Source organism: Geobacter argillaceus (assembly GCF_007830735.1).
Taxonomy (GTDB): domain Bacteria; phylum Desulfobacterota; class Desulfuromonadia; order Geobacterales; family DSM-12255; genus Geomobilibacter; species Geomobilibacter argillaceus.
In genome coordinates this window covers 13838-32375 of the sequence record NZ_VLLN01000001.1, presented here as the reverse complement: position 1 = coordinate 32375, position 18538 = coordinate 13838, and the positions used below count along the sequence as shown (strand labels likewise).

Sequence of the window (18538 nt, the reverse complement as noted above, 5' to 3'; positions counted from 1 at the left end):
AGCCGTGGGGGCTACTCGACCGTGATCTCCGCCTTTTCCACGATTATGTCGTACTTGTAACCGCCGCCGAAGTCCTTGTTCTTGTAAAGGGTGCCGTTCACGGTGACCGTTTCCCCCTCTGCCGGTACTGACTGGGAGGTGACCACCAGGTTGAAGTCGCCGGTGGCGTGGGAACCGGAGCCATCCCGCAGGTGAATCCAGGTCTTTCCCATGATGTTGGCGGAAACCTTCACCACCTTGCCGCGTACCCGGACCTGCTTCTTGTCCAGTTTCGCCTTGTTCTTGTAGAGTTCGCTGATGGTGTAGGCGTTGGTGCCGGTTGCCTTCTTCACCTTCACCTTCATGTCCGGTGAAACCGTGCCGCCGCTTCCCGGCGATTTGCCCTTTACGTCGCTCGCCTTTTTTGCCCCCTTGGGCGGCGTCGGCAGGTCGGTGAAGACGATCTTGTCGAAGGTCCGGTTCAGTGTCTTGCTCTGGAAGTTGACCATCAGCATGCCGGGGTTGAAGGTCATCTGCGAGCCGACTTCGATCGGGGCGTCGGGCACGGCCAGCCAGATCTTTTCGCCGCTTTTCTTCTTGAGCTGCACGTACGTATAGCCGCCGCTGTTGATGATCTGGACGACCTTCCCCTTGTGCGGTTCCTGCAGTTGGCCGGTATCAACGGTGCTCCGGATGGCCGGCCCGGCAGAGCCTCCGCCGTGTCCGGCGGGCAGTGCCGGTTCGCCGGCGCAGAAGGCGTAGCACGGTGCCAGGAGGTAGAGTGCGGCAAGGATTGTCAGTCGTTTCATGAATGGCTCCCATGCTGTTTGTAGTGGTGTGCACTGATCAACATTTATAGATGAAGTGAAAAGGGAAGTCAAACAGCCGCGCCGCATTTGCTGGCAAACGTTCATGGGCGTGCTATTATGGAGCAGACCGGAGGGATAGGTGACGATGAGCCATAAGAAAACCCTGACCATAAAGAATGTCGGCCAGATACTGCTCAAAAGGGGGATGATCAGCGAAGAGCAGTACGGCGAGATAGTTGCACGGGGGGAGAGCCAGGCTGTTCGGCTGACCAGTTACCAGCAGGCGGGCTACTCCCGCCGTTTTCACCAGGTGCCGGAGCAGGTTTCACCGGCAGAGGTGATCTCTTCATTCAACCTGGAAATGCCCGGGACCGACGGCAGGGTGCTGACCGAGGACGCCATTACCGAGACTATTGCCCTGGCCGTCAGGATGGAGTATGTCAAGATTGACCCCCTTAAGCTGGACCTGGGAACGGTCACGGCCCACGTCTCCCGCCCCTTTGCCCTGAAGCATCTGATCGTACCGATCGCCGAATCGGCCGGCACGGTCACGGTTGCCGTGGCCGACCCGTTCAACGACGAGGTGATCGCCGACCTGGAGAGCATCCGCAACATCCGGGTGCGCCGGGTCCTCGCTTCACGGAGCGACATCCTGAAGATCCTCCGCGAGTTCTTCGGCTTCCGGGCCTCGGTGCTGGCCGCGGAAAACGAGTTCCTGGCCGCCACCGACCTGGGTAACCTGGAGCAGTTCGTCCGGATGAAGGGGCAGCAGGAGGTCGAAGGAAGCGACCAACATATCGTGTCTGCGGTGGAGTATCTCCTCCAGTATGCCTTCGAGCAGCGGGCCAGCGACATCCATATCGAGCCGAAACGGGAAAAGGCACTGGTGCGCCTGCGGGTCGACGGGGTCCTGCACAACATCCACACGATCCCCAAGAGCCTTCACGCGCCGATCGTCTCGCGGATCAAGCTCCTCTCCCGCCTCGACCTGGCCGAAAAGCGGCGTCCCCAGGACGGCCGGATCAAGACCACCCACAAGGCAAAGGAGATCGAACTCCGGGTCTCCACCCTGCCGGTTGCGTTCGGCGAAAAGGTGGTGATCCGGGTGTTCGACCCGGACGTGCTGATGCAGGACCTGGACGGGATCGGCTTCTACCCACGGGAGTTCCAGCTCTACAGCTCCTTCATCCGGCGGCCCAACGGGGTGATCCTGGTGACCGGGCCGACCGGCAGCGGCAAGACCACCACCCTCTACTCGTCGCTCCGGACCCTGTCGTCGCCGGAGGTGAACATTGTCACCGTGGAGGACCCGATCGAGATGGTGATGGAGGAGTTCAACCAGGTGGGGGTGCAGAGCGGGATCGGCGTCACCTTTGCCACGGTGCTGCGCAATATCCTTCGTCAGGACCCGGACATCATCATGATCGGCGAGATCCGCGACCGGGAGACGGCGGAAAACGCGGTCCAGGCGGCCCTTACCGGCCACCTGGTCCTCTCCACCCTTCACACCAACGACGCGCCGTCGTCCGTTACCCGTCTGCTGGACCTGGGGGTGCCGTCGTTCCTCATTTCGTCCACGGTCATCGGCATCATCGCCCAGCGGCTCTTGCGGACCATCTGCCTCCACTGCAAGCGGGAACGGCGGCTTGCGGACGAGGAGGTGAGCTACCTGCAACTGGAGCCGCGGGAATACCGGGTATGGGAGGGGGAGGGGTGCACCGAGTGCCGTGGCACCGGTTACAAGGGGCGGACCGGCATCTTCGAGGTAATGGATTTCACCGACACGGTCAAGGGGGTGCTTTCCAATCAGGTGGACCTGACGGCACTCTATGGGGCGGCCAGGGCCGACGGCATGGTAGTCCTGAGGGAGGTGGCGGTGCGGAAGATGCTGGAAGGGGTGACGACCTACGAAGAGGTGGTGGCGGTCACGGGATAACAGCGAGGATCGGGGGGAGAGAACAAAAACTAAGGGCACTCCGGGGAGTGCCCTTAGTTTTTGGGGAACTGAAACAGATCAGCTCGGCAGGCAGGGGAGTTCCAGTCCGGCCATCTTCTGGACCATCCGGACCACCTGGCAGCTGTAACCGAATTCGTTGTCGTACCAGACGTAGAGAACGCAGCGGCTCCCCTGGGTGATGGTCGCCAGGGAGTCGACCACACAGGCGTGGCGGGAGCCGACGAAGTCACTGGATACCACCTCCGGCGAGTTGGTGTAGTCGATCTGGTTCTGCAGGGGCGAGTCGAGTGACATGTCGCGCAGGTACTCGTTCAGCTCCTTGACCTCGGTCGGCCGGGAGAGTTCCAGGTTGAGGATCGCCAGGGAGACGTTGGGGGTGGGTACCCGGATGGCGTTGCCGGTCAGCTTGCCGGTTAGTTCGGGAAGGACCTTGGCCACGGCCTTGGCGGCGCCGGTCTCGGTGATGACCATGTTCAACGGGGCGCTTCGGCCACGGCGGTTGTTCTTGTGGTAGTTGTCGATCAGGTTCTGGTCGTTGGTGTAGGAATGGCAGGTCTCCACATGACCGCTGGCGATGCCGAACCGGTCGTTGACCGCCTTGAGCACCGGCACGATGGCATTGGTGGTGCAACTGGCAGCGGAGAAAATCTGCTCTTCCCTGGTGATCAGTTCGTTGTTCACGCCGGAGACGACGTTGGGGACATCACCCTTACCCGGGGCGGTAAGGACCACCTTGGAGATCCCCTGCGCCTTGAGGTGCCGGCCAAGCCCTTCGCGATCGCGCCACTTGCCGGTATTGTCGATCAGGATGGCATTGGTTATGCCGTACTGGGTGTAGTCCACGTTTTCCGGGGCATCGGAGTAAATGATCCGGATCATGTTGCCGTTGGCGATGATGGCGTTCTCTTCCTCGTCAATGGTGATGATGCCGTTGAAATGGCCGTGGACAGAATCCCGGCGCAGCAGGCTGGCGCGCTTGACCAGGTCGTCATCCCCGGCCTTGCGTACCACGGCGGCCCGCAGCCGCAGTTTCTCGCCGCTTCCCGACTTTTCGACCAGGAGGCGGGCCAACAGGCGACCGATCCGGCCGAATCCGTAGAGAACAACGTCCTGCGGTTCGTCCAGGACCGGGGCACGGCCGGTGTTGATAGCGGCCAGTTCCTGGCGGACGAAATCGGCAACGCTGGTTGCGCTGCCTTGTGCCTGATAACGGGTGATGAGTTTGCCGATGTCGATCCGTGCCGGGGCGAGATCGAGTTTTGCCATCTCTTCGAGGATCGGGAAGGTGTCAAGTACGGAAAGCTCGTGATCGAGGATCAACCGCGCAAAACGGTGCGCCTTGAGAATGTCGATAGTGGTGCTGTTGACGAGCGGACGGCCAAAGACCGTGGTAACAATGTTATTGTCCCGATAGAGATGGCCGATCAGCGGTAGCATCCGCTCGGCGCATTCTGCCAGACCCTGCCAGTCCTTCAGGTAGACCCCTTGCTTTTTGACGTCCATTCCGTAGTCCTTTCAAAGAAAGTTGCCGTGGCATTTTAGCCAAACTAAAGCAGACTAATCGAAAACGCGGTTTTTTTCAACAAAACAATAAACCGCGATGGTCAGAAAATTATCCGGAACCCCTCGAATTCGCCGCTAAACGGCTCTTCCTTCAGTTCCAGCCGGTCCACCCGCGCACTGTCCGGACCGTTTTTGCACCAGTCTACCGCGGCGTCGACCGCGGTTGCTTCCCCTTCGAAACATCCCTCCACCGAGCCGTCGGCCAGGTTGCGGACCCACCCCGAAACGCCGAGTTGCTGGGCAGTCTTCCTTGTGTGGTGGCGGAAGGCCACTCCCTGAACCAGGCCGAAAACGATGATGTGCACCCTTTTGTTCATGCTGGTTTCCCTCTCCGTCTAGCCGACAGGCAAGCAGATTATGAGATATGAATTCCGTTCACCCGGCGGAAGCGTGCTTTATCATTAACGCAGTGTCAAGCTGAAAGAGAGAAAACGTTTCCGGTACAGGCTGGTAACGTGATGCCATTGATCGCGCGTTGGTGCCAACTGTTTGCCGTGTTATTAAATTGAGGTACATTTGTTTTTGCTTAAGAAGCCTGGCAAGGAGGCGCCGCGAATGATGTGGAAAAAGTTCACCGGGAGCTGGCTCCAGGGAGTCTCGACCCGGCAGGGGATCAATCGGATGAAACGTGATCATTCCCTGGCCATACCGCTCATGTTCCTGGCAGTCGTGCTTACGGGAACGATCTTTCCGACCGTGGCACACTCTGCAGCAACCTATGTCTGGAACGGCGGCGCAACCGGTGACTGGCAGGCCGCGGCAAGCTGGAATCCGCCCCGTTCGGTGCCGGCAGCCGACGACATCCTCCGGTTCAGCGGCGGGGGGACGGTTACGGCCACAAATCTCCCGGATGAAATCTGCGGCCAGCTTCTCATAAGCAACGGTACCGTTGTGACCCTTGAGGCGGGGACTATCCGGATCGTGACCATTACTGGCGGTGCCGGGACCGATCTGGATGTTTCCGCGGGATCGAGCCTGAATCTCGGCGGCAGCAAGGCAATCAAGATCATGCTGGAAAGCGGGGCAACGGGGAGTGTTAGCGGCAGCATGACCTTGGCGGGAGCTTCCCACAAACTGGATGCACGGGATGCCGGCGCCATCAGATTCATGTCGGGTGCCACCCTGATCCAGGCCCCCCTTTGCACCGGCTCCGCCTTTGATATCAGCACGACCCCTGAGACGGTCATCTTTGCGACAGGCTCGACATTTGTCTCCCGGGCCGGTTCCAACCCGTTCAAGTTGGGCCAGCCCGCGTCCAAGGTAGTATTCCAGGACGGCAGTCTGTACCGTCACGAACAGAATTCGTCTCCCTCGCTCTCCGGGCGGAGCTACGGGAATTTCGAACTGAAAGTTTCCGCTGCGGTTAATGGGGGCTCAGGCACCGGCCCCTGCTTCATGAACGACCTCACGATCACGAGCGGCACGCTGAATACGGTCCTGTCCGGACCGATGACGATCAGGGGAAACATCGCGGTTGCAGCCGGGGGAACACTCAACTTCAACCCCGCCGTGCCGGCCACCCTTACCCTGGGCGGCACGGTGGCACAGAGCGTCGGTGGTGACGGCGTCCTGACCTTTGCCCCCGGGCAGGGCGTTGTCGTCAGCAACCCGGCCGGCATCACTCTGCAGCGGGACATCTCCCTCACCGACCTGACCATTGCCACCGGCAGCAGCCTGACCGCTCCGGCCGGCACCCTTTCCGTGGCCGGCAACTTCACAAACAACGGCGCATTTGTCCACAACAGCGGCACAGTCCTCCTGAATGGCGCCAATCAGGCTATCTCCGGCTCCAGCACGTTCCAAAATCTGACAAAGATCGGCACTGGCGCGGCCACCCTGACCTTTCCGGCAGGGGAGACCCAGACCATTGCCGGCATGCTGAGTCTGCAGGGGGTGGCGGGAGGGCTTCTTTCGCTCCGCTCCTCGGCCCCCGGAACCCAGTGGCGGATCGACCCCCGAGGTGGCCGCACGCTCGCGTATCTGGACGTGCAGGATGCGAGGAATATCAATCCCGTCATCATCGATGCCGCCGGCACCGGCAGCCTTGATACGGGCAATAGTATGAACTGGCGTTTCGTCTTCCCGCCCGCTCCCCCGGTTGCCGTTGCTGCCGATCCCGTGGCCCAGACCGGTTTCTCTGCCAGGTGGAACGCCTCTGCCGGTGCGGTGGGGTACCGCCTCGACGTGGCGGAGGACCCGGGTTTCACTGTTCCTGTCACCAGCTACAGCGATCTGGACGTTGGCTCGATCACGGCCTTTCCGGTCACCGGCGTCACCGGCGGCAGGCCGTACTATTTCCGGGTGCGGGCCTACAACGCCGGGGGGGCCAGTGCCAATTCCAACAGCATGGGGGTGACAACCGTCCTGGTCCCGGTCTTAACCAGCGCGGCCGCTACGATGCTGACCTACGGCTCCGTCGGGACCTTCACCATCGCTGCCATCGGCAATCCCGTGCCGGCGCTGACCATAGGGGGCTCCCTCCCGGGAGGGATTGTTGTCACCGATAACGGTAACGGCAGCGCCACCATTGCCGGGACGCCGAAGGCGGCAGGCATCTTCCCCCTGACCGTTACCGCTGCCAACGGCGTCGGTTCCGATGCGACACAGATCTTCACCCTGACTGTCGGCAAAGGCTCCCAGTCGATCGACTTTCACCCCCTGGCCCCGGTAACTCCCGGCACCCCCGACGTTGACCCCGGTGCAACGGCATCTTCGGGTCTTCCGGTTATCTCCGCCAGCGACAACCAAGCCGTTGCCACCATTGTCAACGGCAGGATACATATCGCCGGCGTCGGCACTGCCGTCATCAGTGCCACCCAGGAGGGGAACGGCAACTGGAAACCAGCCAGCGTCAGCCGCCCGTTGTCAGTTGCTCCCAGTAGCGACTCCCCCACCGTTTTCCTCTCCACCCTCAGCGATGGTGCCGTTACCACTGCGCCGATCCTCAACGTCAGTGGCACGGCAAGCAGCCCCAACGGCATCGGCTCGGTTGCCATCAACGGGACAGAGGTTCTTCTTGACGCCCGGGGTGGCTTCAGTGCCCTTCTGCAACTGGTCGCCGGGAGCAATTCTATTGCGGTGGCCGTCACCGACACTGCCGGACAACGGACCGTGCTCACCCGTACCGTGGTCCTCGACGCCACGGCGCCCGGCATGACGGTTTCGACCCCCCCTGACGGAAGCATCACCACCGGCGCCCGCATCACTGTCGCCGGGGCCGTCACCGACCCGACCAGCACCGTTGCCTGGTCCGTCAACAACGGTACTCCTCTGGCCGCCGACATGGATCGTGGCTCATTCAGTTTCTCCGCGGAACTGGCCGTTGGTCTGAATACTGTCGAGGCGATCGCCACGGCAGTCGACGGCAGGGTCTCCCGCATCAAACGCACTATCAATAGCCTGCCCACCACCTTTTCCCTGGCGGTCACGTCCCCGCCGATCGACAGCCGCACCGGCCGGACCTCCTATGCCATAGGCGGGAGACTCTCAGGCGACGTGGTGTCGGTCAGTGTCGCCGATGCCGTGAATGGCAAGATTTATTCCGCGCCGGTGGAGAATGGCGCCTTCCTCCAGGAATTTACCCTTGGTGGCGAGCGGAGCCACCCCGTCACGGTGACAGCCGTGGACCGGAGCGGCAGCAGCGTCACGGTTACGCGCAATCTCCTGCATAGCCGGCTCGGGTCTGTTGCGGATGGTGAAACGGTCTCGTTGATCGACGGCCTGGTTGCGTTGAAGATCGCCGTCGGGATACTCGCTCCGACAGCCGAACAGCTGCTGCGGGGGGATGTGGCGCCGGTGGTGGAAGGTATCCCGATGGGTGATGGCAGGATCGACGTCGAGGATGTGCTGGTTATCCTGCGTATGGCACTCGGTCTGACCATCTGATTAATCAAAGCAGTCGTGGAGGTCAAAATGAAGCGAAGCGCTTGTCTCATAGTGGGACTGCTGGCCACTGTTACCCTGCAGGGATGTGGTGGCGTGGCAGGCGATCCACCACTGGCGAAGAAGGCTACCATTGCCTTTTCAGCGGTGAGCACATCGAGGCTCGACAGCCCGATCGGCGGGATAGATCTTGCCGTGGCACTCCCCCGGGGGATGGAGGTGGCGACCGTCGGCGGGGGATCGGGTGTGATCGAGAACGGATCGATCAATTCCGGAAACGCCCTTGCGGGGACGAACATCGCGTACGGTACCTACTCTGCTTCCACGCGCAGGGTACGGCTTTCAATGGGGACGGTCAGCGATGCGTATCGTACCGGCGAGTTCCTTCGTCTCACCTGCCGGGTGACGGACGATGCCGCTGTTAGCGCAGACGCCCTTCAGGCGCTGGAAACCTCCCTTTCGGTACTGAGGGTCGCAGGGTACGATCCTGCTACCAAAAGCACCAGGATATTGACCGGCAGGGTAAAGGTCACGACGGCCCTCAGTTGGCTGGCTACGCCCTGAGGAGTTTGCCACTGCCCGAAGCCGTGAGGCGGATAGCTCCCCTGCGGCCACTTCACGTCCCTGGCAGATAGGGGAACCCAGATGGTTTGACGCGTCACTATCAGTCCCGCGAGTCCGGTAATGGCGGCTGTTCGGCGGCTGATTCCATCCCCTGGGCAACCTCCTTGATTATTCCCATCCTGACGTATATCGGCCGTACCTTTTCCCTGATCTGGGGGAGATGCCGGGCAAACACGGCAGCACCGGCAAGGCAGCATGCGGCTCCGAACAGAAGGGTCTCCCGGGGGCCGATAGTGCCGGCCATGGCCCCGGCGCCGAAGCTGCCGAACGGAGCGATCCCGATGAATGCCACGGTGAAGAAGCTCATGACCCGGCCCCTTTTGTCCTCTTCGAGGATGGTCTGGAGTATCGTGTTGCAGGACGCGACCAGTGTCATAGCCCCGAAACCGGCCAACACCAGTGCTGCCAAAGAGAGGCGGATATTACTCGACACAGCAAAGGCGGCTATTCCGGCGGCAAACAGGACGGTGGCAATGACAACCAGCCTGCCGAGCCCGAGGACGCTCTTGCGGGAGGCGAGGTAGAGGGTCCCGGCAAAAGCCCCGCATCCCGCCGCTGTCATGAGAAAGCCGAAGGTATGGGCGCCACCATGGAGAACCTCCTTGGCGAATACGGGCACCAGCACCGCGTAGGGCATCCCTGTCAGGCTTACCAGGGCGACCAGTAACAGGATGCTCCTGATTGGTCCGAATCCGAAGGCGTAGTCGAAACCTTCCCGAAGTTCATGAAAGATGTGCCGTTGCTGTTTACGGTGATGAGAACCGGGCTCAAGGCGCATGGCGGCCAGTGCCACCAATACCGCCAGGTAGCTGGCGCTGTTCAGGATGAAACAGACGCCTTCCCCCGTTGAAGCGACCAGGAGTCCGGCAATGGTCGGGCCGATAAGCCGGGCACCGTTTACCATGGAGGAGTTCAGGGCAATGGCGTTGCCGAGGTCTTCGCGGTTGGAAACCATCTCGACGAGAAAGGATTGCCGTATCGGGATATCAAAGGCGTTGACGACGCCGAGGAGCAGGCTCAGGACGATAATGTGCCAGACCTGGACAATCCCGGTGAGGACGGTGGCAGCCAATAATGCTGCCTGGAGCATGGCGAGGGCCTGGGTGACAATGAGCAGACGCCGCCGATTCCACCGGTCGGCAAGTACCCCGGCGACGGGAGAGAGCAGTAACGTGGGGATCTGGCTGGTAAAGCCGACAACTCCGAGCAGGAAGGCAGAGCCGGTTAACCGGTATACCAGCCAGCTCATGGCAACCTGTTGCATCCAGGTGCCGACCAGGGAAACACTTTGACCGGCAACGAAGAGCCGGTAATTCCGGGAGCTGAGCGCCCGGAGCAGGGTCTTCATCCCGGCATGGTTTGTAGTAAAGGTCGATGCCATGTAGGTACTGTTTGTTATGCCTGATCAGATGGGAAAGTGCAAATCAAAGAGGATTTCAGTAGACATCAAAATCGGTGCACCGATGTTCAAATTCAGGCCATCCCGATCCCGGTGGCAACGCAACAGGTTGAAATTACGTGACCCGTAGTTGGCATGCATTTGGCTAATCATGAGACATGGAAGATGAACAGTCTTCCCGACTAGCCCCGATGATAACCCTCCTTCATCGGGGCATTTTTTGTCCGAAGCATCCTGGATTCGAGCAGCGGAAGCCGGCCCCCGGGGCCGTTCAACTACCGTTCAGCTCCTCCAGCATCCCCAGAAATTCCTCCTCGGTCAGCACCGTCACTCCCAGCGCCCGCGCCTTCTCAAGCTTGCTCCCGGCCTCGGCGCCGGCCACCACGTAATCGGTCTTCTTTGACACCGAGCCGGCGGCGTGACCTCCTTCGTTCTCCACCATCCGCTGGGCGTCGCTCCGGGTGAAGCGGGTGAGGCTGCCGGTGAAGACAAAGGTCTTGCCGGTGAAACGGCCTCCCACCTTCTTTGCCGCCACTGACGGCCGGACCCCGGCGGTCAGGAGCCGCTCCACCACCTGCCGGTTGGCCGGGTTGTGGAAGAAGGCCCGGATGCTTTGGGCCACCTGGGGGCCTACCTCGCGGATGGCCAATAGCTCTTCTTCGCTGGCATTCATCAGGTTCTCCAGGGTGCCGAAGGCGCTGGCCAGGAGCTTGGCCGTATGCTCCCCCACGTGACGGATCCCCAGGGCAAAGACGAAGGTAGCCAGTTCCCGTTCATTGCTGGCAGCAATGGCATTCAAGAGGTTCTCTGCCAGTTTGTCCCCCATCCGCTCGAACTGCATGAAGTCTTCTTTTGCGAGGGTGTAGAGGTCGGCCACGTCCTTCACCAGCCCGAGCCTCAGGAGCTGGTCGATGTACTTGTCCCCCAGCCCGTCGATGTCCATGGCGTTACGGGAGGCAAAGTGGATGATCGACTCCCGGATCTGGGCCGGGCAGGCGAGCCCCAGGCAGCGGACCGCCACCTCGTCCGGGATCTTCACCACCTCGGAGCCGCATTCGGGGCAGGTCGCCGGGATCGGTAAGAGCCGCTCGGCGCCGCTCCGCTGCTCGATCACCACTCGCACCACGGCCGGGATCACGTCCCCGGCCCGCTCGATCACCACCGTGTCGCCGATCCGGATGTCCTTGCGCTCCATTTCCTCCCAGTTGTGCAGGGTGGCGCGGGAAACCGTCACCCCGGAGACCTCCACCGGCCGCAGATGGGCCGTGGGAGTGATGACCCCGGTCCGGCCGACCGACGGGACGATATCCTCGATCACGGTGATTGCCTGGCGGGGCGGAAACTTCCAGGCAATGGCCCATTTGGGGGAGCGGCTCTTCTCTCCCAGCTCCCGCTGCAGAGTGTAGCTGTCGACCTTCACCACCACCCCGTCAATTTCGTACGGGAGCGCCTCCCGCTCCTCTTCCATCTGCCGGTAGAACGCGATGATGCCGTCGACACCGCTGACCATTCTGGCCCGGTCGTTCACCGGCAGCCCCCAGCCGGGGAGGGTGGCCAGAAAGTCGGCCTGAGAGGCGAAGGCATGCCCCTCCACCTGCCCCGGGGCGTAGCAGAAGATGGCCAGCGGCCGCCGGGCCGTCACCCTCGGGTCGAGCTGGCGAAGGGAGCCGGCGGCCGCATTGCGCGGATTGGCAAAGGGGGGCTCGCCGCTCTCCTCCCGTTCGGCGTTCAGCTTCCGGAACGGTTCCAGAGCAAGGAAGACTTCGCCCCGTACCTCCAGGAGCTGTGGTGGGGTGGTTGTGGTGAGGCGCAAGGGGATGCTCGTTACGGTCCGCAGGTTCTGGGTGATCTCCTCACCCATCTCGCCGTCGCCACGGGTGGAACCAACAACGAGCAGGCCGTTTTCAAAGACCAGTTCTACCGCTACCCCGTCCATTTTCGGTTCGCAGACGTAGTCGACGATGTTTTCCGCGGCAAGTCCCAGTTCCTTTTTTACCCGTTTGTCGAACTCGATGATGTCCGCCTCGGTGAAGGCGTTATCCAGAGAGAGCATCGGGAGCCGGTGGGTAACCTGGCCAAATTTTTCCAACGGCTTGCCGCCGACCCGCTGGGTCGGCGAATCCGGGCGGGTCAGTCCGGGGAAACGCTCCTCCAGTTCCCGCAGTTCGCGGAACAGGAGGTCGTACTCCGTATCGCTGATCTCCGGTCGGTCGTGTTCGTAGTAGAGGCGGTTGTGGCGTTGGATTTCGGCGTAAAGAAAGGCAAGGCGCTCCTGAGCGGTTGATTTTTCCATTGAAAGACTCCGGTTCGGGGAATGCTTGGTGCCGGATCATAACATAAATTGTCGGTGGGGTGCCAGTGGTCGAGACGATAGGGGCTGTTAAGTCCCTTCCCCGTAGCCAAAGTCCAGAATGGATGAGCGGGTGGGGCAGCGAGGGATGTAAGGCCGACCGGCAGCAGGCCGTCCAGTTTTTACGGTCTATCTCCTCTGATGCAAATAAGGGTATTGACAAGTTCTGCGAGAGCGGATTATAAACAACTATCCTCGTACTTATCCTTGATAAACTTCATTCTATCGCGTACATCCCAACAAAGTCCGGACTTCCATACCAAAGACTTCTTTATACCAATCAGACGATAGCCCCGTTTCGCTCTCCACGGCGCGTCATGCCTTAATCCAGTCGTAACTTTGAGCATACATCCGAGATAACCGCGCCCGATTGTTGCGTCCAACAAACACATGCAGGAGCATCGATGAACCTCCAAGAACTGAAAGGCAAGAAGATTAATGAACTGGCATCCATTGCCAGGGAACTGAACATCGAAGGGTCTTCCAGCCTGCGCAAGCAGGATCTGATCTTCGCCATCCTCAACGCCCAGACCGAACAGAACGGCATGATCTTCGGCGAAGGGGTGCTGGAGACCCTGCCGGACGGTTTCGGCTTCCTCCGCTCACCGGACTACAACTACCTGCCGGGGCCGGACGACATCTATGTCTCCCCCAGCCAGATCCGCCGCTTCAACCTCCAGACCGGGGATACGGTGGCCGGCCAGATAAGGCCTCCCAAAGAGGGGGAGCGCTATTTCGCCCTGCTCAAGGTGGAGACGGTCAACTTCGAATCTCCTGACGTGGCGCGGGACAAGGTGCTCTTCGACAACCTCACCCCGCTCTACCCCAACGAAAAGCTGAAGCTGGAGAGCGCGCCGGACAACATGTCCATGCGGGTCATGGAGCTGGTCTCCCCCATCGGCAAGGGACAGCGCGGCCTGATCGTCGCCCCGCCCCGGACCGGCAAGACCATGCTGATCCAGAACATTGCCAACTCCATCGCCGAGAATCATCCCGAGGTGTTCCTCATCGTGCTCCTCATCGATGAACGGCCGGAAGAGGTGACCGACATGCAGCGCTCGGTCAAAGGGGAAGTGGTTTCCTCGACCTTTGACGAGCCGGCCTCCCGTCATATCCAGGTGGCCGAGATGGTCATCGAGAAGGCAAAACGCCTCGTGGAGCACAAGCGGGACGTGGTAATCCTGCTCGACTCCATTACCCGCCTGGCGCGGGCGTACAATACCGTCATTCCACCGTCGGGCAAGATTCTCTCCGGAGGCGTCGATTCCAACGCCCTGCACAAGCCGAAGCGGTTTTTCGGTGCGGCCCGCAATATCGAGGAAGGTGGCTCCCTGACCATCATCGCCTCGGCCCTCATCGACACCGGCAGCAAGATGGACGAGGTGATCTTCGAAGAGTTCAAGGGGACCGGCAATATGGAGGTCCACCTGGACCGGAAACTGGTGGAGAAGCGGACTTTCCCGGCCATCGACATCAACAAGTCCGGCACCCGGAAGGAAGAGCTCCTTATCGAGAAGTCCTCCCTCAACCGGATCTGGATACTGCGCAAGGTGCTCCACCCCATGAACGTGGTGGACAGTATGGAGTTCCTGCTGGACAAGCTTTCCGAGGCCAAAACGAACCAGAATTTCCTCGATTCCATGAGCAAGTAGGCTGGGAAAAAGGTCTTGCAATAACATTTTGGAAGTGTTACGTTTTGAGCTTCCGACCAAAGAAAACGTATGGCAATGCGCCAGTTAGAAAAGAGGAGGAAGCACATGAGAGAGGGAATTCATCCCAAGTATACGGACGTCACGGTGAAGTGTCTGTGCGGCAACGTCTTCCAGACCCGTTCCACTAAGCCGGAGATCAACACGGAGATCTGTTCCGCCTGTCATCCGTTTTTCACCGGCAAGCAGAAGCTCATTGATACTGCTGGCCGCGTCGAGCGTTTCAAAAAGCGCTACGGCATGTAACAGGTTTTACGGTCTGTCTGTTTCAAGGGGATTTTGTCTAGTACGAAATCCCCTTCTCTGTTTCTTAAATCCGATGGAATCGGTGCTACAAGCTGATTCACGGCACTTCCCCCCCTTGTGTTAGGTGTTCATGAACATCATCCTCCTTCAGTATACCCCTGAACCGGAAAAGACCGTGGCCCTTGCGGCCCGGCTTTGCTATTCTCCCACGGCGCTCGGCGAGTTGCGGGAGAAGTTGTCGGCCACCGATATCCAGAGCTTTCTGGAAAAGATCATGTCCCTGGGGCATCAGTCGGTGCTGGAGCACGCCTCCTTCACCTTCGGGATCGAGGGGATTTCCCGGACCACCAGCCACCAGCTGGTGCGCCACCGCCTTGCATCCTTCTCCCAGCAGTCCCAGCGTTACGTCAGCCATACGAAGCGGTTCGCGGCTGTCATCCCCGACACGGTCCGGGATCTGCCCGAGGCGCGGGAGCTGTTCGAAAAGGAGCTGGCTGCACAGCACGAGGTGTACACCCGGCTGGTGGCCATGGGTATCCCGGCAGAGGATGCCCGCTATATCCTACCCAATGCCACGGAGACCAAGATCATGGTCACCATGAATGCCCGCGAGCTCCTGCATTTTTTTGCCGTCCGCTGCTGTCAGCGGGCCCAGTGGGAGATCCGGGCCATGGCCATAGAGATGCTGCGGCTGGTACGACCGCTGGCCCCGACCATTTTCCGGGAGGCTGGCCCCGGCTGCCTTGTTGGTCCCTGCCCTGAAGGGACCATGACCTGTGGGCAACTGGTCGAAGTGCGCGAACGATTTCGTTCCATGTAGGGGCGGGGTATCCCCGCCCGTGCAGATTGTAAAAGTTGGGCGGGGATACCCCGCCCCTACGGTAGATTGAACGAGGTTTTTGATGGAAAAAATCAACATCGGCGGTCAGGCGGTTATCGAAGGGGTCATGATGCGGGCCCCGCGGGCAATGGCCATTGCCGTCCGCCGGCCGTCCGGCGAGATCGTCGTCAAGAAGGACGAAGTGGTTCCCCTGTCCGAGCGGTTCCCGGTGGTCAAGCTTCCCATTGTCCGGGGTGCGGTGGCCCTGTTCCAGTCCCTGATCGTGGGGATATCGGCCCTCAATTTCTCGGCCAACGAGGCGATCGTTGAAGAGGATGCGGACGGCACCGAGAAAAAGGAACTTTCTTCCTGGGCCATGGCCGGCACCATGGCGGTGGCCTTTGGCTTCGGCATCCTGCTCTTCTTCATCATGCCGCTCTACCTGACCAAGCTGCTGGTGCCGGTCATCGGCCAGTCCAATCTGCTCTTCAACCTGGTGGACGGCATCATCCGGGTGGCGGTTTTCCTCCTCTACATCGTCTCCATCTCCCGGATGAACGACATCCAGCGGGTCTTCCAGTACCACGGCGCCGAGCATAAGTCGATCTTCGCCTTCGAGGCCGGCGACCCGCTGACCGTGGAGAATGTCCGCGGCTACAGCCGCCTCCACCCACGTTGCGGTACCAGCTTTCTCCTGATCGTCATGGTGGTGAGCATCGTCATCTTCTCCATGATTCCCAAGCTCTGGCCGTTCTACCTGAAGGCCGGTTCACGGGTCGTGCTGCTGCCGCTCATCGCCGGGGTTTCCTACGAATTCCTCAAGTGGAGCGCCAGGAACGACCAGTCGCCGCTGGTCAGGTTGATCATCGCTCCCGGTCTGGCACTCCAGAAGCTGACCACCAGGGAGCCGGACGACAGCCAGATCGAGGTGGCGATCCGCTCCATGGAGGAGGCGTTGGCGGTGAATGCCGGGTACAAGGACGACCGCCTGGTGATTTAGCAGGTCGCTGAAAAACAGCCATCTCGCCGCCGTCCTCGCAAGCCGCCTTGTGCGGCGTAGCGCTGCTACGCCTCCGCGGGGCTTGCTGCGGGTGCGACGATCTGACTATTTTTGAGCAACCTGGAGATTGTTCTGATTCAGAAGGCACTACAGAGACACGGAGACACTAGACGGGATACCTCTGTGTCTCTGTGGTGAAACGATTTAGAGGTTGATTCATGCTTGAGAAAATTGAAGAAATAGAGCGCCGCTTCCAGGAACTGGAGGCCCTCCTGTCCGACCCTGCCGTCATCGGCAACCAGACCGAGTTCCGCAAGTTTTCGCGGGAGCATGCCGATATCGCGCCGCTGGTGGATGCCTATCGCCAGCACCGGAAGGTGCTGGAAGAGATCGAGGGGAACCGGGAGCTCCTTTCCGATCCCGACATGAAGGAGATGGCCGAGGAGGAGCTGAAGAGTCTGGAGGCGCGGCGTGAGGAACTGGAGAAGGAGATCCGGCTTCTCCTGTTGCCGAAGGACCCGAACGACAGCAGGAACGTGATCCTGGAGATCCGCGCCGGAACCGGAGGCGACGAATCGGCTCTGTTCAGCGGCGACCTGTTCCGGATGTACAGCCGTTTTGCCGAGAAGAACCGCTGGAAGGTGGAGATGCTCTCCTGCTCCGAATCGGAGCGGGGTGGATACAAGGAGGTCATTGCCGCCATCGAGGGGCAGGATGTCTATGCCAAGCTCAAATATGAGTCCGGCACCCATCGGGTCCAGCGTGTGCCCGAGACCGAGGCCCAGGGGCGGATTCACACCAGTGCCTGTACCGTGGCGATCATGGCCGAGGCCGAGGATGTGGACATCGACATCAACCCGACCGACCTCAAGATCGACGTCTACCGCTCAAGCGGGGCCGGCGGTCAGCATGTCAACACCACCGATTCCGCGGTGCGGATCACCCACCTCCCCACCGGCACCGTGGTTGCCTGCCAGGAGGAGAGGAGCCAGATAAAAAACCGCGCCAAGGCCATGAAGGTCCTGAAGACCCGTATCCTGGACTCCATCCAGCAGGAGCAGAACGCCAAGATGGCTGCGGAACGCAAGCAGCAGGTGGGGAGCGGCGACCGGAGCGAGCGGATCAGGACCTACAACTTCCCCCAGGGGAGGATGACCGACCACCGGATCGGGCTCACCCTCTACAAGCTGGATGCCATCATGCAGGGGGATATTGCCGAGATCGCCGATGCGCTAAGGGCGCATTACCAGATGGAGGCGTTGCAGGCGCAGAGTGAAGCGGCGTGAGTGATATCTGGACCGTGCTAAAGGTCCTGAACTGGACCAAGGGGTACCTGGCGGAGAAGGGGGTGGAGAACGCCCGGCTGGAGGCCGAGTGGCTGCTCTGCGCCATCACCGGCATGGACCGGGTCGGTCTTTACGTCAATTTCGAGAAGCCGCTGACCGATGCCGAACTGGCTGCCTACCGTGCACTGGTGGCCCGGCGGGCAAAACGGGAGCCGCTCCAGTACCTGCTCGGCAGCCAGGAGTTCTACGGCCTCGACTTTCTGGTATCCCCGGCGGTGCTTATCCCCCGCCACGACACGGAGGTATTGGTTGAGGAGGCGCTCAGGCGCGCGCCGGCTACCGGGAGCATCCTGGATATCGGCGTGGGGAGCGGCTGCATCGCCGTGGCCCTGGCAAAGTCGCTTCCCGACACGGATGTCAGGGGGGTGGAGAAGTCTTCCGCGGCGCTGGCCGTGGCCCAGCAGAACATCGAACGCCACGCCGTCCGCGTGACCCTGTTCGAAGGGTCACTGTTCGAGCCGTTCGTAGGCCAGCGCTTCGACCTGATCGTCAGCAACCCGCCGTACATCCCGACTGCCGACCTGGCAACCCTGCAGCCGGAGGTCCGGGAGTACGAGCCGATCACCGCCCTGGACGGGGGAGAGGACGGCCTGGACTATTATCGGACCATCATCCCGGCGGCGCCTGAGCATCTGACCCCTGGAGGCTGGCTTCTCGTGGAGATCGGGATTGGCCAGGCCGAGGCGGTGCTGGGGATGTTCGCCGATGCAGGCTTCACTGATCTCTTCATCGCCAAAGACCCGTCGCTCATCGAGCGTGTGGTCGGCGGCAGCTTTTCGTAGGGGCGATCCTCGTGATCGCCCGGAATCAGGGCAAACACGAGGTTTGCCCCTACACATTCATGTTGAGGAACT

Annotated in this window: 14 protein-coding genes; 9 read left to right on the top strand and 5 right to left on the bottom strand. The window is 60.9% G+C overall.

Translation table 11 applies throughout. The features are described from left to right. Nucleotides 1-11: 11 nt before the first annotated feature. Nucleotides 12-788, bottom strand: coding sequence for a DNA-binding protein (locus tag JN12_RS00155; RefSeq protein ID WP_145016866.1), 777 nt, complete (start codon nt 786-788; stop codon nt 12-14). A gap of 145 nt (nt 789-933) precedes the next feature. Here JN12_RS00155 and JN12_RS00150 point away from each other — a divergent pair, with 145 nt between their 5' ends. Continuing rightward, nucleotides 934-2724, top strand: a complete 1791-nt coding sequence (locus JN12_RS00150) for a GspE/PulE family protein (RefSeq protein ID WP_145016864.1) — start codon at nt 934-936, stop codon at nt 2722-2724. 78 nt (nt 2725-2802) lie between these two features. On the opposite strand, the gene JN12_RS00145 is transcribed toward JN12_RS00150, so the two are convergent. Further along, entirely contained in the window at nt 2803-4248 is a 1446-nt protein-coding gene (locus tag JN12_RS00145) for a glyceraldehyde-3-phosphate dehydrogenase (protein WP_145016862.1), read from the bottom strand. Between the two features lie 101 nt (nt 4249-4349). Beyond that, nucleotides 4350-4625: an acylphosphatase gene (locus JN12_RS00140; RefSeq protein WP_145016860.1), complete on the bottom strand. Its 276-nt coding sequence runs from the start codon at nt 4623-4625 to the stop codon at nt 4350-4352. A gap of 238 nt (nt 4626-4863) precedes the next feature. Between JN12_RS00140 and JN12_RS00135 the strand changes: the two genes are divergently transcribed. Together JN12_RS00135 and JN12_RS00130 are read left to right on the top strand one after the other, a co-directional pair. Then, complete coding sequence (locus JN12_RS00135; RefSeq protein WP_145016858.1) at nt 4864-8193, top strand: beta strand repeat-containing protein; 3330 nt, start codon at nt 4864-4866, stop codon at nt 8191-8193. 27 nt (nt 8194-8220) lie between these two features. Next, a complete protein-coding gene (locus JN12_RS00130) occupies nt 8221-8754 on the top strand; it encodes a hypothetical protein (RefSeq protein WP_145016856.1) in 534 nt (177 codons plus the stop codon). Between the two features lie 100 nt (nt 8755-8854). On the opposite strand, the gene JN12_RS00125 is transcribed toward JN12_RS00130, so the two are convergent. Beyond that, nucleotides 8855-10195 carry an MFS transporter gene (locus JN12_RS00125; RefSeq protein ID WP_145016854.1) on the bottom strand — a complete coding sequence of 447 codons (1341 nt, stop codon included), beginning with the start codon at nt 10193-10195 and terminating at the stop codon, nt 8855-8857. Nucleotides 10196-10484: 289 nt separating this feature from the next. Next, entirely contained in the window at nt 10485-12506 is a 2022-nt protein-coding gene (gene ligA, locus JN12_RS00120; protein WP_145016852.1) for an NAD-dependent DNA ligase LigA, read from the bottom strand. 461 nt (nt 12507-12967) lie between these two features. Here ligA and rho point away from each other — a divergent pair, with 461 nt between their 5' ends. The 6 genes from rho (at nt 12968) to prmC (ending at nt 18466) form a co-directional block, all read left to right on the top strand. Continuing rightward, entirely contained in the window at nt 12968-14215 is a 1248-nt protein-coding gene (gene rho / locus JN12_RS00115) for a transcription termination factor Rho (RefSeq protein WP_145016850.1), read from the top strand. Nucleotides 14216-14320: 105 nt separating this feature from the next. Then, nucleotides 14321-14518: a 50S ribosomal protein L31 gene (rpmE, locus tag JN12_RS00110; protein ID WP_145016849.1), complete on the top strand. Its 198-nt coding sequence runs from the start codon at nt 14321-14323 to the stop codon at nt 14516-14518. A gap of 130 nt (nt 14519-14648) precedes the next feature. After that, complete coding sequence (gene thyX, locus JN12_RS00105; protein ID WP_145016847.1) at nt 14649-15338, top strand: FAD-dependent thymidylate synthase; 690 nt, start codon at nt 14649-14651, stop codon at nt 15336-15338. Between the two features lie 82 nt (nt 15339-15420). Next, on the top strand, nt 15421-16338 hold the full coding sequence (locus JN12_RS00100) for a DUF1385 domain-containing protein (RefSeq protein WP_145016845.1): 918 nt from the start codon (nt 15421-15423) through the stop codon (nt 16336-16338). Between the two features lie 218 nt (nt 16339-16556). Next, nucleotides 16557-17624 carry a peptide chain release factor 1 gene (prfA, locus tag JN12_RS00095; protein WP_145016843.1) on the top strand — a complete coding sequence of 356 codons (1068 nt, stop codon included), beginning with the start codon at nt 16557-16559 and terminating at the stop codon, nt 17622-17624. Next, a complete protein-coding gene (gene prmC, locus JN12_RS00090) occupies nt 17621-18466 on the top strand; it encodes a peptide chain release factor N(5)-glutamine methyltransferase (protein ID WP_145016841.1) in 846 nt (281 codons plus the stop codon). Before prfA ends, prmC begins: the two co-directional genes overlap by 4 nt. Nucleotides 18467-18538: the final 72 nt, after the last annotated feature.

Excerpts from the sequence above, each read along its gene's own strand:
- JN12_RS00155 (WP_145016866.1), bottom strand. The coding sequence starts at position 788 with ATGAAACGACTGACAATCCTTGCCGCACTCTACCTCCTGGCACCGTGC.
- JN12_RS00150 (WP_145016864.1), top strand. The coding sequence starts at position 934 with ATGAGCCATAAGAAAACCCTGACCATAAAGAATGTCGGCCAGATACTG.
- JN12_RS00145 (WP_145016862.1), bottom strand. The coding sequence starts at position 4,248 with ATGGACGTCAAAAAGCAAGGGGTCTACCTGAAGGACTGGCAGGGTCTG.
- JN12_RS00140 (WP_145016860.1), bottom strand. The coding sequence starts at position 4,625 with ATGAACAAAAGGGTGCACATCATCGTTTTCGGCCTGGTTCAGGGAGTG.
- JN12_RS00135 (WP_145016858.1), top strand. The coding sequence starts at position 4,864 with ATGATGTGGAAAAAGTTCACCGGGAGCTGGCTCCAGGGAGTCTCGACC.
- JN12_RS00130 (WP_145016856.1), top strand. The coding sequence starts at position 8,221 with ATGAAGCGAAGCGCTTGTCTCATAGTGGGACTGCTGGCCACTGTTACC.
- JN12_RS00125 (WP_145016854.1), bottom strand. The coding sequence starts at position 10,195 with ATGGCATCGACCTTTACTACAAACCATGCCGGGATGAAGACCCTGCTC.
- ligA (WP_145016852.1), bottom strand. The coding sequence starts at position 12,506 with ATGGAAAAATCAACCGCTCAGGAGCGCCTTGCCTTTCTTTACGCCGAA.
- rho (WP_145016850.1), top strand. The coding sequence starts at position 12,968 with ATGAACCTCCAAGAACTGAAAGGCAAGAAGATTAATGAACTGGCATCC.
- rpmE (WP_145016849.1), top strand. The coding sequence starts at position 14,321 with ATGAGAGAGGGAATTCATCCCAAGTATACGGACGTCACGGTGAAGTGT.
- thyX (WP_145016847.1), top strand. The coding sequence starts at position 14,649 with ATGAACATCATCCTCCTTCAGTATACCCCTGAACCGGAAAAGACCGTG.
- JN12_RS00100 (WP_145016845.1), top strand. The coding sequence starts at position 15,421 with ATGGAAAAAATCAACATCGGCGGTCAGGCGGTTATCGAAGGGGTCATG.
- prfA (WP_145016843.1), top strand. The coding sequence starts at position 16,557 with ATGCTTGAGAAAATTGAAGAAATAGAGCGCCGCTTCCAGGAACTGGAG.